Source organism: Paracoccus albus, from assembly GCF_027913035.1.
Taxonomy (GTDB): Bacteria; Pseudomonadota; Alphaproteobacteria; order Rhodobacterales; family Rhodobacteraceae; genus Paracoccus; species Paracoccus albus.
Window position 1 is genome coordinate 1177301 of record NZ_CP115775.1, and the last position, 14254, is coordinate 1191554.

The 14254-nt window shown below is 63.6% G+C and carries 12 protein-coding genes; 7 read left to right on the forward strand and 5 right to left on the reverse strand.

Annotated features, from left to right (window positions below):
* The first annotated feature begins 65 nt into the window (after positions 1–65).
* Positions 66–1244 carry a signal recognition particle-docking protein FtsY gene (ftsY, locus tag PAF20_RS05865; RefSeq protein ID WP_271072779.1) on the forward strand — a complete coding sequence of 393 codons (1179 nt, stop codon included), beginning with the start codon at positions 66–68 and terminating at the stop codon, positions 1242–1244.
* Positions 1244–2272, forward strand: coding sequence for an alkane 1-monooxygenase (locus tag PAF20_RS05870; RefSeq protein ID WP_271072780.1), 1029 nt, complete (start codon positions 1244–1246; stop codon positions 2270–2272). Before ftsY ends, PAF20_RS05870 begins: the two co-directional genes overlap by 1 nt.
* Here the strand turns inward: PAF20_RS05870 and hrpB are convergent.
* Positions 2269–4671, reverse strand: coding sequence for an ATP-dependent helicase HrpB (gene hrpB / locus PAF20_RS05875; protein WP_271072781.1), 2403 nt, complete (start codon positions 4669–4671; stop codon positions 2269–2271). The two genes, PAF20_RS05870 and hrpB, sit on opposite strands and share 4 nt — an antisense overlap.
* A gap of 117 nt (positions 4672–4788) precedes the next feature.
* Here hrpB and PAF20_RS05880 point away from each other — a divergent pair, with 117 nt between their 5' ends.
* The 4 genes from PAF20_RS05880 (at position 4789) to PAF20_RS05895 (ending at position 9238) form a co-directional block, all read left to right on the forward strand.
* On the forward strand, positions 4789–6168 hold the full coding sequence (locus tag PAF20_RS05880; RefSeq protein ID WP_271072782.1) for a YcjX family GTP-binding protein: 1380 nt from the start codon (positions 4789–4791) through the stop codon (positions 6166–6168).
* Positions 6165–7247 carry a YcjF family protein gene (locus tag PAF20_RS05885; RefSeq protein ID WP_271072783.1) on the forward strand — a complete coding sequence of 361 codons (1083 nt, stop codon included), beginning with the start codon at positions 6165–6167 and terminating at the stop codon, positions 7245–7247. The genes PAF20_RS05880 and PAF20_RS05885 overlap by 4 nt, the downstream gene beginning before the upstream one ends.
* Positions 7248–7340: 93 nt before the next feature.
* Entirely contained in the window at positions 7341–8465 is a 1125-nt protein-coding gene (locus tag PAF20_RS05890; protein ID WP_271072784.1) for a Ppx/GppA phosphatase family protein, read from the forward strand.
* On the forward strand, positions 8465–9238 hold the full coding sequence (locus tag PAF20_RS05895) for an RlmE family RNA methyltransferase (RefSeq protein ID WP_271072785.1): 774 nt from the start codon (positions 8465–8467) through the stop codon (positions 9236–9238). Before PAF20_RS05890 ends, PAF20_RS05895 begins: the two co-directional genes overlap by 1 nt.
* Positions 9239–9244: 6 nt before the next feature.
* Here PAF20_RS05895 and miaA read toward each other — a convergent pair whose 3' ends face one another.
* Positions 9245–10135 carry a tRNA (adenosine(37)-N6)-dimethylallyltransferase MiaA gene (gene miaA, locus PAF20_RS05900; RefSeq protein WP_271072786.1) on the reverse strand — a complete coding sequence of 297 codons (891 nt, stop codon included), beginning with the start codon at positions 10133–10135 and terminating at the stop codon, positions 9245–9247.
* Between the two features lie 80 nt (positions 10136–10215).
* Between miaA and pyrH the strand changes: the two genes are divergently transcribed.
* Complete coding sequence (gene pyrH / locus PAF20_RS05905) at positions 10216–10983, forward strand: UMP kinase (RefSeq protein WP_271072787.1); 768 nt, start codon at positions 10216–10218, stop codon at positions 10981–10983.
* Here pyrH and PAF20_RS05910 read toward each other — a convergent pair.
* From PAF20_RS05910 to PAF20_RS05920, 3 genes are read right to left on the reverse strand one after another with little or no spacing between them, the layout of a single operon-like run.
* Positions 10940–12310, reverse strand: coding sequence for a cytochrome P450 (locus PAF20_RS05910; RefSeq protein ID WP_271072788.1), 1371 nt, complete (start codon positions 12308–12310; stop codon positions 10940–10942). The genes pyrH and PAF20_RS05910 overlap by 44 nt on opposite strands.
* Positions 12307–13476 (reverse strand): hypothetical protein, encoded by a 1170-nt coding sequence (locus PAF20_RS05915; protein ID WP_271073262.1) that lies wholly within the window; start codon positions 13474–13476, stop codon positions 12307–12309. Before PAF20_RS05915 ends, PAF20_RS05910 begins: the two co-directional genes overlap by 4 nt.
* The gene (locus PAF20_RS05920; RefSeq protein ID WP_271072789.1) at positions 13476–14189 is read right to left on the reverse strand and encodes a DUF599 domain-containing protein; all 714 of its coding nucleotides are present in this window, start codon (positions 14187–14189) and stop codon (positions 13476–13478) included. Before PAF20_RS05920 ends, PAF20_RS05915 begins: the two co-directional genes overlap by 1 nt.
* Positions 14190–14254 lie beyond the last annotated feature (65 nt).

Sequence of the window (14254 nt, forward strand, 5' to 3'; positions counted from 1 at the left end):
CGCAGGCTGCCCTTTTCCTTCGCGCTGCAAAGGCATAGGTTCTCGCCCAAGCAATTGAGGTGGCCATGTCGTTCTTTTCCAAGCTGCGAGAGCGGCTGACCAAATCATCATCCAAGATCGGGCAGGGGCTTGACGATCTGGTGGGCGATGGCTCTCCCGAGCCTGATACGAATCCCACGCCAGAACCGCCCCCGCCTGCTGAGGCAAAGCCGCCAGAACCACCGGCCTCGCCTGCATCTGTCTGCCCTGCGCCCGCTTCTCCTCCAGAGCCTGCTCTGCCAGTGGATCCGGCGCCAATTCCGATGCCCATGCCCGACGCGCGGCCCGCAACGCCGCCCGCGCCGGAGCCGGCGAAGAAGCCCGGCCTGATGGGTCGCATTTTCGGAGGCGGCGCGACCGCAGCCCCAGCGGAACCGAAGCGAGAGCTTGACGATGAAATGCTGGAGGATCTGGAGGACACCCTTGTCGCCGCTGATATGGGCGTGGACACTGCGCTGCGGGTGACTGCCAATATCGCTGAGGGGCGGATGGGACGGCGCGTCTCGGCCACTGAACTGAAAACTCTGCTGGCGAACGAGATCACGCGGATCATGACTCCGGTCGCGCAGCCCCTGCCGCTTTATCCGAAGAAGCCGCAGGTGGTGCTGGTCGTGGGGGTCAACGGGTCGGGCAAGACAACGACCATCGGCAAACTGGCCAGCCAGTTCAAGGCGGCGGGCAAGAATGTGGTCATCGCGGCGGGCGACACCTTCCGTGCCGCTGCGGTCGAACAGTTGCAGGTCTGGGGGCAGCGTGCTGGTGTGCCGGTGATGACGGCGCCCGAAGGGTCCGACCCCGCCAGCCTTGCCTTTGACGCCATGGCTCGGGCCGAGGCAGAGGGTGCGGATCTGTTGATGATCGACACCGCAGGACGGTTGCAGAACCGCGCCGACCTGATGGAGGAGCTTGCCAAGATCGTCCGCGTCATCCGCAAGAAGGACCCGACGGCGCCGCATAATACCTTGCTGGTACTGGATGCCACGACCGGGCAGAATGCGCTGTCTCAAGTGGAAACGTTCCAGAAACTCGCCGATGTGTCCGGGCTGGTGATGACCAAGCTGGACGGCACCGCGCGCGGCGGCGTGTTGGTGGCGCTTGCCGATAAGTTCGGCCTGCCTATTCATGCGATTGGTGTGGGCGAGCAGATCGACGATCTGGACGCCTTTGAACCGGATGAGTTTGCCCGCGCGCTCGTCGGGTTGTGATGCCTGGCCGCGTCCCTTCGGTCGCGGCCTTCGCAGCCGTCGCCCTTGCCCCCGCGCTGCTGATGATCTGGGGGGCAGCCAGTGGCGGCTGGACGCTCTGGGCCGGTTTTCTGTGGATGGCCGTTGTCGCGCCGCTGGCCGATACGCTGATTGCAACGGGTTTTGGTAATGCACGGCACGACGAGCGCTTTCCGGCGGCAGATGCCTTGCTTGTTGTGCTGGCGTTCAGTCATCTTTGCCTCTTGGTCGCGGCCTTGGGTGCTTTCGCGAATGACTGGCTGACCGGCTGGGAACGCATCGCGCTGTTTCTGGGTGCGGGCATGTGGTTCGGCCAGGTCACCAACTCATTCGCGCATGAACTGATCCATCGCGGCAGCCGGGGCCTGTTTCGTCTGGGTGCGGCAGTCTATGTCAGCCTGCTGTTCGGCCACCATGTCAGCGCGCATCGGCTGGTTCATCACAGCAATGTCGCCACAGATGCCGACCCGAATTCCGCCCGGAAGGGTGAAAGTTTTTGGGCCTTCTTTCCGCGCGCATGGTTCGGGTCATTTCGCGCCGGGCTCGCGGCAGAGCGCAAACGCAGCACCGCTTCGGGCCGGATGAACCCCTATCTCTACTGGATCGGCGGCGCGGCGTTTTTCCTGATGCTGGTCGCGCTGATCTTCGGGACGCGGGCGCTTGCGGACTATATTCTGCTTTGCCTTTATGCGCAGATGCAGCTGATGCTGTCCGATTATGTCCAGCATTACGGGTTGCGCCGCGCCAAGGTAAGGGGACGCATCGAACCTGTTGGACCAAGGCACAGCTGGGACGCACCGCATCCTTTTTCCTCGCTTGCGATGGTCAATGCGCCGCGCCATTCCGACCACCATGCCCATCCGGGACGTATCTATCCCGCATTGCAACTGGGGGGCGCACAGCGTCCGATGCTGCCCTATTCGCTGCCGGTCATGGGGGCAATCGCGATGGTTCCACCGTTATGGCGGCGGGTCATGGATCGTCGCGTTGATCGGATGATGGCGGATTAACTGCCGCGCGGTTTGGCGCGAAGCGTCGGATCGGCCTGTGTCGGGTCTTCGGGCCACGGGTGCTTGGGATAGCGTCCGCGCATGTCCTTGCGCACATCTGCATAGGAACCGGCCCAGAAACCCGGCAGATCGGTCGTCACCGCAACCGGCTTCTGTCCCGGCGAAAGCAGCGTCATCCGCAGCGGCTGGTTGCCGATCATCGGGTGGCGGGTGAGGCCGAATACCTCTTGCAGACGCAGCTCGACAGAGGGTGTTTCCGCATCATAGTCAATCGGCACCTGTCGCCCGAGCGGTGTCGTGAAGTGCGCAGGTGTCAGCCGGTTCAGCGCCTGCTGCCCATCCCAGCCCAGCAGGTTCATCAGCGGCTGCGTCAGATCCAGCCCGCGCAGATCGCCCCGGTTCCTGACCTTGCCCAGAAACGGCAGAAGCCAGTCTCCATCCGTCAGCAGTTCCTCGTCCGAGACATCGGGCCCCTCGGGCAACAATCTGATCCGGGCGCGCAGACGGGCGGCCTTCGGGGACCAAGTCAGCCCTTCGGATTGCAGTCCCTCCCACGCGGCACGGGCGATGGCGTCTTCTGCCGGTTTCGGCAGTGGACGTTCTGCCAATACCAATGCGCCCAGCCGGTCACGCTCTCGTGCAAGAATGCGGCCGTCGCGCGGCGACCATTCGACCGCCTCAAGTGTTTCGATCCGGTCGGCAAAAGCGTCGCGGATCTCGTCTTCGGTGATGGGCAGGGCAAGGCGAATGCGCGATTCACGACCCTGACCATCCAGATCCGTCGCGACGAGGAAAGGCTCGGCGCCCATCGCATCGCCCTCTGTCAGGACCGCGCCACGCCCGCCCGACAGCAGATAGCGCGGCTGATCGCCGGGGCGGCGCATCCCGATCCGGTCTGGATAGGCAAGTGCGGCCATCGCGCCGGGTGACATCGCGGCGGTATCGGGCACAAGACGAGCGAGCCGCTTACCCTCCTGCCGGATGCGGTCCAATGCGCCCCGTGCGGGACCGTGGCGAGAGGATTCCTGCAAGGCGCGCAGCCGCAGCGACAGATCGGCCCCGGCACCGCGAAGCGGATCGCGGTCTTCGATCAGCGCAGCCAGCGGCGCTGCATTGCGTCCCGCGACCGCCAGCATATGTGCGAGGCGTGGGTGAACCGGCAGCGCCGCCAGATCGCGGCCATGCGGGGTGATCCGGCCTTCTGCGTCTAGCGCACCCAGATCGCGCAGCAGCGCCCGCGCCTCTGCCATCGCGGCATCGGGGGGCGGCGTCAGAAAGGCCAGATCGGCCCCGTCGCTGCCCCAATTTGCAAGCTCCAACGCCAGTCCTGTCAGGTCTGCAACGGCGATTTCGGGTGGTGCGAAACCGGGCAGGGCTCCTTCCTCGGCCCGCGCCCACATGCGATAGCAGATGCCCGGCGCGACACGACCGGCGCGGCCACGGCGCTGTTCTGCCTCTGCCCGGCTGACGCGCTCTGTCACCAATCGCGACATGCCTGATCCGGGATCGAAGCGCGCCCGTCGCGCCCGCCCGGCATCCACCACCACGCGAACACCGGGAATGGTCAGAGAGGTTTCCGCAATCGCCGTCGCCAGCACGATCTTGCGATGCCCGCGCGGCGGTGAAAGCGCCGCCCGTTGCGCCTTGAAGTCCATCGCACCGAAAAGCGGCGCGACCTCGCATGGCAGATCCGACAGCGCGGCAGCAACGCGCCGGATTTCGCCCTCTCCCGGCAGGAATGCAAGGATTGTGCCGCCGGGATCATCGCGTGTCTCTGCTTCGGCTTGCGTGATCAGCCGGGCGGCCTCTATATCCAGACGATGACCAGCGGGCAGCGGGCGCGGCAGATAGCGTGTCTCAACCGGAAAGGCGCGGCCCATGCTTTCGATGACAGGCGCATCGCCCAGCATAGCGGCGACGGGGCCTGCATCCAGAGTCGCAGACATCACGAGCAATTGCAGATCGGGGCGCAGGGCACCGCGCGCCTCCCACGCAAGCGCCAGTCCCAGATCGGCATTCAGGCTGCGTTCATGAAATTCGTCGAAGATCACGCAGCCGATCCCCTCCAGCGAAGGGTCGGATTGCAGCATCCGCGTCAGGATACCTTCGGTCACCACCTCGATCCGTCGCCCGGCAACGGATTCGCCACGCATCCGGAAACCGACATCCCCGCCCGGCTTTTGGCCCAATCCCTCGGCCAGCCGTTCGGCGGCGGCGCGGGCGGCAAGGCGGCGCGGTTCCAGCATCAGGATCTTGCCTGACACCTGATCCATCAGCGCCAGCGGAACGCGGGTCGTCTTGCCCGCACCCGGCGGGGCGACCAGCACGGCGCAGCCACCGGCCTTCATCGCATCGCGAAGGGCGGGCAAGGCGTCTTCTATGGGCAGGCGTTCGGTCATCACTGCCTTATGGCGCGGTGCGGTCGGGTTCGTAAAGGCTTGCACGCCGGGCCGCAGGGCCCGATATGAAACCGGAAGCCGGTGCAACGGGTTGTGCCAAAAACATATGGCGGGCAGATGGGTGTTTCCGATTTTACCAATGGTCTGATGCGCGGGATCGGCATCGGTGATCCGACGATCCGGCTTGGTGTGACCGGCCTTAGCCGTGCGGGTAAGACGGTGTTCATCACTTCGCTTGTGGCGAACCTGATGGATCGGGGGCGAATGACCGCACTGCGCGCCGCGGCCGACGGCTCGATCAAGGCGGCATGGTTGCAACCGCAGCCTGATGACACCGTGCCGCGCTTCGAATTCGAGAACCATCTGGCGGCGCTGACCGGGCCGGAACCTTACTGGCCCGAAGGGACGCGCCATGTCTCGGAACTGCGCCTGTCGCTGCGCGTGCAGCCTACGGGCATGTTCAGCGGCTGGCGCAAGCCGCAGACGGTGCATGTCGACATCGTGGATTATCCCGGCGAATGGCTGCTTGATCTGCGCCTGATGGAGCGCAGCTATGACGAATGGTCGGCAGAGGTTCTGGCCCGGATGCCCGGACGTCCGGGGGCAGAGGATTACCTCGCCGCGCTTGAAGCCGTCGATCTGGACAAGCGGCTGGATGAACAGATCGCGCAATCCCTTGCCGCCGCCTATACCCAGCACCTCCAGGCTGCGCGCGAGGCCGGTTGGTCCGATTGCACGCCGGGGCGCTTCCTGCTTCCGGGCGAGATGGCGGGTTCGCCGGCGCTGACCTTTGCGCCCATCCCGCCGGTTGAGGGGAAATCCCCGCTGCGCCGTGAATTTGCGCGGCGCTATGAATCCTACAAATCCCGGATCGTGAAACCCTTTTTCCGCGATCATTTTGCCCGGATCGACCGGCAGGTGGTGTTGGTCGATGTGCTGGGCGCGATCCATTCCGGTCCGCAGGCGCTAGAGGATCTGCGCCGCACCATGGCGGACATCCTGTCGGCCTTCAACCCCGGCCGCTCTGGCTGGCTTGCGCAGTTGCTGGGTCTGCGGCGGGTGGAACGTATCCTGTTCGCTGCAACCAAGGCCGATCACCTGCATCACAGCCAGCATCAGCGGCTGGCGCATATCGCGACGGCCCTGTTGCGAGATGCGCGGGACCGGGCCGATTTCGCCGGTGCCCGGACAGAGGCGATGGCGATTGCCTCGCTCCGCGCCACGACAGAGGCGATGATCGAGCAGAACGGGCAGGAGCTGCCTGCCGTGCGCGGCACGCTGATGGATGGCAGGCGGGCGGCCTTCTATCCGGGCGAGCTTCCGTCTGATCCCGCGCAACTTCTCGTTCCCGCCCGTGAGGGCAAGACCGAATGGCTGGATGGTGATTATGCCGCAATGAACTTCCGCCCCGCCGCCGACACTTCTCGTCCCGGTGACGGTCCGCCCCATATCCGGCTGGACCGCGCCGCCGAATTCCTGATCGGAGACCGCTTGTGAATGATCAACGCCGTCACGGCCCCGTTCTGATCGAACTGGAAGAGGAAGCGCCGCGTGATCGGACGCGCACCAACCCTGCCGATGCCGAACCGATCCGTGATGCGGATGCGGATGCGGTGCTGCCGAAACCTGCGACGATGGATCTGGTCACGCGGATTGCCGGGCGCGGCCCTTCGCCCATGACTCGGTTTTTCTTCAACGCCGGGGCTGCTCTGCTGACGTTTCTTCTGTCGGTTGCGGCGCTGAACTATATTGACCGGCTGATGACCCGCTGGCCGGTTCTGGGCTGGGTCGGGGTGGCGCTGTTTGCGCTGTTCACCCTTGCCGTGTTGGGGTTGGCCTTTCGCGAATATCGCGCATGGGGCCGATTCGCGCAGATCGACCAGATCAACCGCGATGCGGGCAAGGCTCTGGCGGATGATGACCTGAAGGCTGCGCGTGGCGTGGTCAGCAGGCTGGACGCGATCTATGCAAATCGGCCAGAAGCCCAGTGGGGGAGATCCAACCTCGCGGACCGCAAGGAAGAAGTTTTCGATGCACAGACCCTTCTGACTCTGGCCGAAGCCCAGCTTCTGGCCCCGCTGGATCAGGAGGCCCGGCGCGAGATCGAGGCCGCAGCCCGCACCGTCGCGACCGCAACTGCCCTGATACCGCTGGCCTTCGCCGATGTCGCGGCAGCACTTGCCGCCAATCTTCGTATGATCCGCCGCATGGCAGAGATCTATGGCGGTCGTGCCGGCGCTGTCGGTGGCTGGCGGCTGGCGCGGACGGTGATGACCCACCTTGTCGCCACCGGGGCTGTCGCGGCGGGTGATGATCTGATCCACACTGTTGCGGGCGGCGGCTTGCTGTCCAAAGTCTCCCGCCGGTTTGGCGAGGGCATCGTGAATGGCGCTCTGACCGCCCGTGTCGGAATCGCCGCGATGGAGGTGTGCAGACCGTTGCCATTCATCGCGCAGCCCCGGCCCAAGGTCGGCAATCTCGTCTCTCGCGGGCTTGCCGGTCTATTTGGTTCGGGCAGCACAAAGGATACCGCGCCAGTGCCTGCTGACGAAGATCAGCGCCCGCCAGGCGATTGACGCGACGCGGCGTGTCGCGAACCCTTTCGGCCCCTTGAACCGGCGGCACGCGCTCGTTACCTTGGGGATAACTTGATATCGGAGGGCGTGACCATGGCGCCCAGGCGTCCCGCGGGTGCGGACGCGTTCCCGGCACCGAAGGTTGAGCCGTCAGGCACCCGCCACCCCGATTCGGGGCCGCTCTACGCGGCTTTGGATTTGGGAACAAACAGTTGCCGGATGCTGATCGCCCGACCGACGGGCAGTCAGTTCCAGGTTGTCGACAGCTTTTCGAAGCCCGTCCAGCTCGGCCACGGGCTGGAAGCCTCGGGGCGGCTGTCGCGTGCGTCCATGTCGCGCACCGTGCATGCCTTGCAGGTGTGTCGGCGCAAGCTGGAGCAGCACAAGGTCAGAAATATGCGCCTCGTCGCGACCGAGGCCTGTCGCCGCGCGCGCAATGGCCGCGATTTCATGCGCATGATCCGACGCGAAACCGGCCTGCCGATAGAGGTGATCGGGGCAGAGGAAGAGGCGCGGCTTGCCGTGATCTCTTGCGCGCCGCTTGTGAATCAACGGACCGAGCAACTGCTGGTTGTCGATATCGGGGGCGGTTCAACGGAACTTGTCTGGATCGAGCTTGCCGATGTCGAACCGCGCGAACGGTCCCGCGCCATCATGAAGCTGGGCAACGGCTTTACCCCAATAGAACCGGGCGGGGCGCGGGTGGTCGACTGGATCAGCGTGCCGCTTGGCGTGGCCACCCTGCGCGACCAGTTTGCCGATGTCACCGACGACCCCGGCCGTTTCGCCCTGATGAGCTGGTATTTCGAAGAAATGCTGGCCGATTTTGCACCATATGCGAAGGGCGCACCGGATCGCGGCTTTCAGATCATCGGGACTTCGGGGACCGTCACCACGGTCGCCGCCAGCCATCTGGGTCTGAAACGCTATGACCGCACCAAGGTCGATGGGCTGACCATGACAAGCGCCGAAATCGACGCTGTGATCCGCACTTACCTTGTCCTCGGGCCAGAGGGTCGTCGTGCCGATCCACGCATCGGACGGGAACGGCACGCTTTGATCATGTCCGGTGCAGCGATTCTGCAGACCCTGATGCGGATCTGGCCGACCCGTCGCCTTTCTGTTGCAGATCGTGGCCTGCGTGAGGGTTTGCTTTACTCGCAGATGGTGCGAGACGGTGCCATAACAGATGACGGGTTGAACGGGGTGGTAACCTGATGGCGAAGAAGCCGGGCGGCGTTAACGGGCCGCGTGAACGAAAATCATCCGGGCGCGGGCAACGTGACCTGCGTGTGCGGGTCAAATCCGCCAAGGGCCGCAAGCTCAGCTCTACCCTCTGGCTGGAGCGTCAGCTGAACGATCCCTATGTGCAGCGTGCAAAGCGTGAGGGTTTTCGCGGGCGGGCCGCGTACAAGATCATGGAACTGGACGACAAATATCGCTTTCTCGTCCCCGGCGCCCGCGTGGTTGACCTTGGCTGTGCGCCGGGCGGTTGGCTTCAGGTTGCGATTCCGCGCATCAATGCGCTTGGCGAGAAATCCGGCAAGAAGCAGGGCCGGATCATCGGCGTCGATATCCAGGAGGTCGACCCGGTTCCGGGCGCCGAAATCCATGTGCTGGACTTCCTTGAGGAAGGTGCCGACGAAAAGGTAAAGGACTGGCTTGGGGGACAGGCGGATGTGGTCATGTCCGACATGGCGGCCTCATCCTCTGGCCATCAGGGTACCGATCACCTGCGCATCGTCGCATTGGTCGAGGCGGCGGCCCAGCTTGCCTTTGACGTGCTGGCACCGGGTGGGACGTTTGTCGCCAAGGTTCTGGCCGGCGGGGCAGAGCAGGGGATGCAGACCCTGCTCAAGCAGAATTTCGACAAGGTCGCCAATGTGAAACCCCCGGCTTCACGATCCGATTCGTCCGAGAAGTTCGTCGTCGCCACCGGCTTTCGCGGTCGCGGCGACAATGTGCCGGATGTGGAACAGGCGCTGTCCTGACGGGGCTTATCCCGCCGGACCGACGCGCAGCTTGTCCCATCCCTTCATGCGTGAGCGGAACCAGATCCGCTGCGATTTGGCATATTGCCGCGTCGCCACGATGGACCGGGTCTTTGCTGTCTTGGCGTCGATTTCATCGCGCAGATAAGCAGCGATTTCCGGCGCACCTATGGCGCGGGCCCATTGGGCGCGTTCGTCCCATTGCGGCATCATGGCGCGGACCTCTTCGACAGCGCCTTCGCGCCACATCTGTGCAAAGCGGACGAGGATGCGCTTGGCCAGCCAGTCGCGATCCGAGGCCAGCACAAGGCATGTCGCATCTTCCGGTGCAATCAGCGGTGGTGGCGTGTCGTTTTGCCAGTCAACGATGCCGCGTCCCGTGGCCTGCAAAACCTCCCATGCGCGCTGCACGCGGGCGGGGTTCTGCAGGTCGATCTTCTCGCGCGAGGCATCGTCCAGTCCCGCAATCATATCCTCCAGCCCGCCTGCGGCCAGAATCGCATCGCCCGTGTCCCGGATTTCCGGCGGAACCGGCGGGATATGGGCCAGACCGGATGTCAGAGCGGTCAGGTACAGCCCTGTTCCGCCTGCAATAATCAGCCGTCCCTTTAGCCTTGCCACATCGGACAGCCAGTCCCCGACGGAATAGCTTTGCCCCGGATCGACATGGCCATAAAGCGCGTGGGGGGCTTCGGCCATATCCTTCGCGTCAGGTCTTGCGGTCAGCACCCGCCAGCACGACCATATTTGCAGCGCATCGGCATTGACGATCGTTCCGCCCTGACTTTGCGCAATCTCTAGCGCCAGTGCCGACTTGCCCGAGGCCGTCGGCCCCGCAATCACCACATGGCGGTCAGGGTCGATTGCCTCGATGGCCTGACTGTAATCCGTTCCCATAACTGTCTATTCCGGCGGTTGATCATTAACCCCTTTTGCGACATTTTGCGCCGCAGTTGAACCGCTGGAAGGGAATCTTGATGAGCGACGCTGAAACGAAAGCCCCGACCAGCTACGACCGCGTCATGCTGAAAATCTCGGGCGAGGCCCTGATGGGCGATCAGGGCTTTGGCCTGCACCCGCCGACCATCGCCCGCATCGCGGATGAGGTCGAATCAGTCGTCGATCTGGGGGTCGAGGTCTGCATGGTCATCGGCGGCGGAAATATTTTCCGCGGTCTTCAGGGCTCCGCGCAGGGGATGGAGCGTACGACCGCCGACTATATGGGAATGCTTGCGACCGTCATGAACGCGCTTGCGATGCAATCCGCGCTTGAAGCCAAGGGCATCCACACCCGCGTCATCACCGCGATCCGCATGGATGAGGTGGCAGAGCCCTATATCCGCCGCCGCGCCGTGCGCCACCTTGAAAAAAAGCGGGTCATCATCTTCGCAGCAGGCACCGGAAACCCCTATTTCACCACCGACACCGCCGCGACCCTTCGCGCGTCAGAGATGAATTGCGAAGCGATCTTCAAAGGCACCAAGGTTGACGGGATTTACGACAAAGACCCGAACAAATTCGACGACGCCAAGCGCTATGAAGAAGTCACCTATGATGAGGCGCTGCAAAAAAATCTTGGTGTGATGGACGCATCGGCCATCGCGCTTGCCCGCGACAACAAGCTGCCGATCATCGTCTTTTCGCTGGATGAACCGGGCGGTTTCCGGGGAATTCTTGCGGGCGAGGGCACCTATACCCGCGTCACGGATGGCCGGAGCCCCTCGGGTCGCGAGGTGAAATCATGACCTTTATTCCGTTCTGACCGCGCACGGTCAGCCGCGCGACGGGAACCGGCGGGGTTTCTGTCACCGTCAGCCTGTAGTCGCGCAGAATCATCGACAGAATCAGCGGACCCTCCAGCATGGCAAACCCCGCACCGGGACAGACCCGGTTGCCTGCCGAGAACGGGATATAGGCATTTCTGACGGATTTCTTCGCCGCCGGACACTCCCACCGTGAGGGGTCGAAGCCATCAGGGTTCTGCCAAAGGCGTTCATGACGATGCAGGTGCCAGGGCGAGATGACGATCTGTGCACCTTTTGGCACGGTACGCTGCCGGAATGTAACCGGACAGGCCGCCTCTCGCACCATCATCGGGACCGGAGGGTACAAGCGCAGGGCCTCGCGGAAAACAGAGCGGCTTAAATTCAGTTTCGAACTATCTGACATTGTTGAATTATCGGACAGTAAGGCCGCAGATGCTTCCGAGGCGATCCGGTCCTGCCAGTCAGGGTTTGCGGCCAGCAGCCAAAGCGCCCAGGCAAGTGCGGATGCGCTTGTTTCATGGCCAGCCAGAAAGAAGATAGCGACCTGATCGACCATTTCGCGCGGCGTGAATGTCTGGCCGGTGACCGGGTCGGGCGTAGTCATGATCTTGGTTGCCAGATCGTCAGGTGCGGTGCCGTCCGCGATCTGTTTTGCGCGCGCATCGACCATCGTCTCGATCAGTTGGCGGATCTGCGCGGCCGTCCTGCGTGTCCGAGACGAATGGAATCGCGGGAACCATCGGGGCAGAGGCAGCAGCGCACCGGCATTGACGATCGGCTGTTCTTCCTGATGGGCGCGAAATGCACTGAAGACGCTGGCGGCGGTTTCATCTTCAATGGGTACCGAAAACAGCGTCCTGAAGATCACATCCGCCGCCGCCCGCGACGTGATCGGTTCCAGGTCGACCTCACCCTGCGGCAGCGTGGCCGCCGCCCTCTGCGCCGCTTCAAGAATATGCGGAAAGACCTCTCGCAGACGCCCGCCTTCGAATGCCGGGTCGATGATGCGACGCTGACGCTTCCATTCTTCACCATTGGTGACAAAGACCGACCGGCCCAGAAGCGGGGCCAGCCCTTCGCGCAGCCGGTTGGATTTCGGGAAATCATCCGGGCTGTCACGCAGCACGCGCGACACCAGTTCGGGGTCGTTGCACAAAAAGCTGTGTATTGGCCCGGTGCGAAACTCTGCCATCCAGGCCCGATAAAGCCGCGCCGGCATGGCCGACAAAAGGTCGCGCCGGAAGTTGCGCAGATAGTGGAAAAACCCGGTGCGGCCTTCCGCAGATGCGGGTTTGGGCGGGATCATGGATGGTGCCAGCGATTGGCGGGAACAGCAATGCGACCGGGGGAGTGGTGGCGTCCAGAAAAACGCGCGGCCAATGTCTGCGCCCCGGCTGTAATCAGGAAATAGTCATAATCGCCGGGACGGTCGAAGGCGCAAAGATACTGGAAGTGCCGCCGAAACCAGCGGAAGCGCATCGACCGTTGCTTTTCAGGCGACAGTGTTTGGGTAAACGCGGCTGAAAGAACCAGAGGCCCGCCACCATTTTCCGGCGCGCAGCGCGACACGGCCACCGGATCGCACAGCCCGAACGAACAGGCGTCACCCGGCGCGCTGACATCGACCCATGTCAGATCGGTTGCCGCCAGATCATGCAGGTCGCGGCGCAACCCCTTTGCCCCCGGCAGGAACGACGCCATCGGAACGACATGACCAAGGCTGAGAAAGGCGATCTTGTCGGTCAGCCGCCCGGCCCGCGCCAGACCAGCCAGAACCGACACGCCGATATACGCGCCAGAGCTGTGGCCGATCACCAGCACCTCATCCCAGTCCTCACCCGCAACGGTGGCGATACGTTCGGCAAACTGGTCAATGCGTTCCCGCAAAGAGGCGGGATAGGCCCCGTTCTGGCGGGCCGTGAACGCATAATCATGCATCAGGTAATAGGCAAAGACCTTCCGGTCCATCCTGGGCCATTGGCGCATGATGAGCACAAAGACCGTCAGCGCCACGGGCAGGCCCAGCCACCACGTTGCCACCAACGATGCTGCCCAACCCGCAAGCCAGCCTGCCAGCACTGCCACAATGGCCTGCGCCAGCAGCGTCGCGATCGGATAAAGCGCCGCAATGACCGGACCGCGCCGCAGCCTCATCAGCCGCCAAAGCGCGCCGGATGCGATATAAGCCCATGCCGTCCGCAGCAATTGACCATAGGTCGCCACAACCGACTGTCCCATTGATCGCGAAACGATGTCAGACCAGACCAGAACCTCGAACTCTGCGGTTGAGATATGGCCGTCCTGTTCGATCCCGGCCCCCCAACCAAAGCCCGTGCGATCATCTCTTGCACCGGTCGTAAGGGTATAGCCGCTGATTGCGGCCTGATCGGCGCCTTCGCGCTTGTAAAGCTCTCGGTAGCGGCGCGGTGGGATCGGATCGTAGCCGGGGATATAGAACACCCTGCGGCGCATCAGATCGGCCCGATCGTCGGCAGATCGCGCAACATCACCTGCCGCGAATGCGAGGCAAATTCGCGCCGCCATGTAACGCCCAGCACGATGCTTGCCGTGACCGCAAGTGCCAGCGGACCCAGCAGCCAGCCCAGTGCCGCCAGCGAGAAATAGATATTCCGCAGCCCCATATTGAAGCTTTTTGCGGCGGTGACATTCAGCTCTGCCGCCTGATGGGCGCGGGGCAGGGCCAGCGGATCATCAATGTCATTGGGGACAGAGGCCATGACAATCGCGCAATATCCGAACAGCCGGTGCGACCAGATGAACTTCAGCAATGCATTGGCCACGAAGAACAGCGCGACGAGCACCTTGACCTGCCACAGCACGGTGGGGGCCTGACCCAGCTCCAGCTCTCCGGCGACTTGTCGCAGACGCTCGGGGTTGCCGACAAGGGCCATGCCGCCGCCGATGGCGATCAGGCAGGCAGAGGCGAAGAAGGTCGGTCCTTCGCGCAGCGATTGCAGGATGGCGCTGTCGAAGATGCGCGGCTGACGCGTGATGAACTGGCGCATCCATTCGTGGCGGTAACGCACCATCAGCGCCGCGACCGAGGGATGATTTCTGGGCGGATGTTCGGTCAGCCAGCCGATCCCGATCCATGCCGCGAAAAGCCAGATCAGCGCGGCAATATCGCCGGGGGAAAGGACGGAAAGGATCGTGGGCACATACATGGGTTACTTCTAGGTTCTGTTCGTCACGGTTGCCAGCGGTTAAACCGATGCCTAACAATGAGACC

What these genes read in the sequence shown, in the direction of transcription:
- ftsY (WP_271072779.1), top strand. Translation starts at nt 66, where the DNA reads ATGTCGTTCTTTTCCAAGCTGCGAGAGCGGCTGACCAAATCATCATCC.
- PAF20_RS05870 (WP_271072780.1), top strand. Translation starts at nt 1,244, where the DNA reads ATGCCTGGCCGCGTCCCTTCGGTCGCGGCCTTCGCAGCCGTCGCCCTT.
- hrpB (WP_271072781.1), bottom strand. Translation starts at nt 4,671, where the DNA reads ATGACCGAACGCCTGCCCATAGAAGACGCCTTGCCCGCCCTTCGCGAT.
- PAF20_RS05880 (WP_271072782.1), top strand. Translation starts at nt 4,789, where the DNA reads ATGGGTGTTTCCGATTTTACCAATGGTCTGATGCGCGGGATCGGCATC.
- PAF20_RS05890 (WP_271072784.1), top strand. Translation starts at nt 7,341, where the DNA reads ATGGCGCCCAGGCGTCCCGCGGGTGCGGACGCGTTCCCGGCACCGAAG.
- PAF20_RS05895 (WP_271072785.1), top strand. Translation starts at nt 8,465, where the DNA reads ATGGCGAAGAAGCCGGGCGGCGTTAACGGGCCGCGTGAACGAAAATCA.
- miaA (WP_271072786.1), bottom strand. Translation starts at nt 10,135, where the DNA reads ATGGGAACGGATTACAGTCAGGCCATCGAGGCAATCGACCCTGACCGC.
- pyrH (WP_271072787.1), top strand. Translation starts at nt 10,216, where the DNA reads ATGAGCGACGCTGAAACGAAAGCCCCGACCAGCTACGACCGCGTCATG.
- PAF20_RS05910 (WP_271072788.1), bottom strand. Translation starts at nt 12,310, where the DNA reads ATGATCCCGCCCAAACCCGCATCTGCGGAAGGCCGCACCGGGTTTTTC.
- PAF20_RS05915 (WP_271073262.1), bottom strand. Translation starts at nt 13,476, where the DNA reads ATGCGCCGCAGGGTGTTCTATATCCCCGGCTACGATCCGATCCCACCG.
- PAF20_RS05920 (WP_271072789.1), bottom strand. Translation starts at nt 14,189, where the DNA reads ATGTATGTGCCCACGATCCTTTCCGTCCTTTCCCCCGGCGATATTGCC.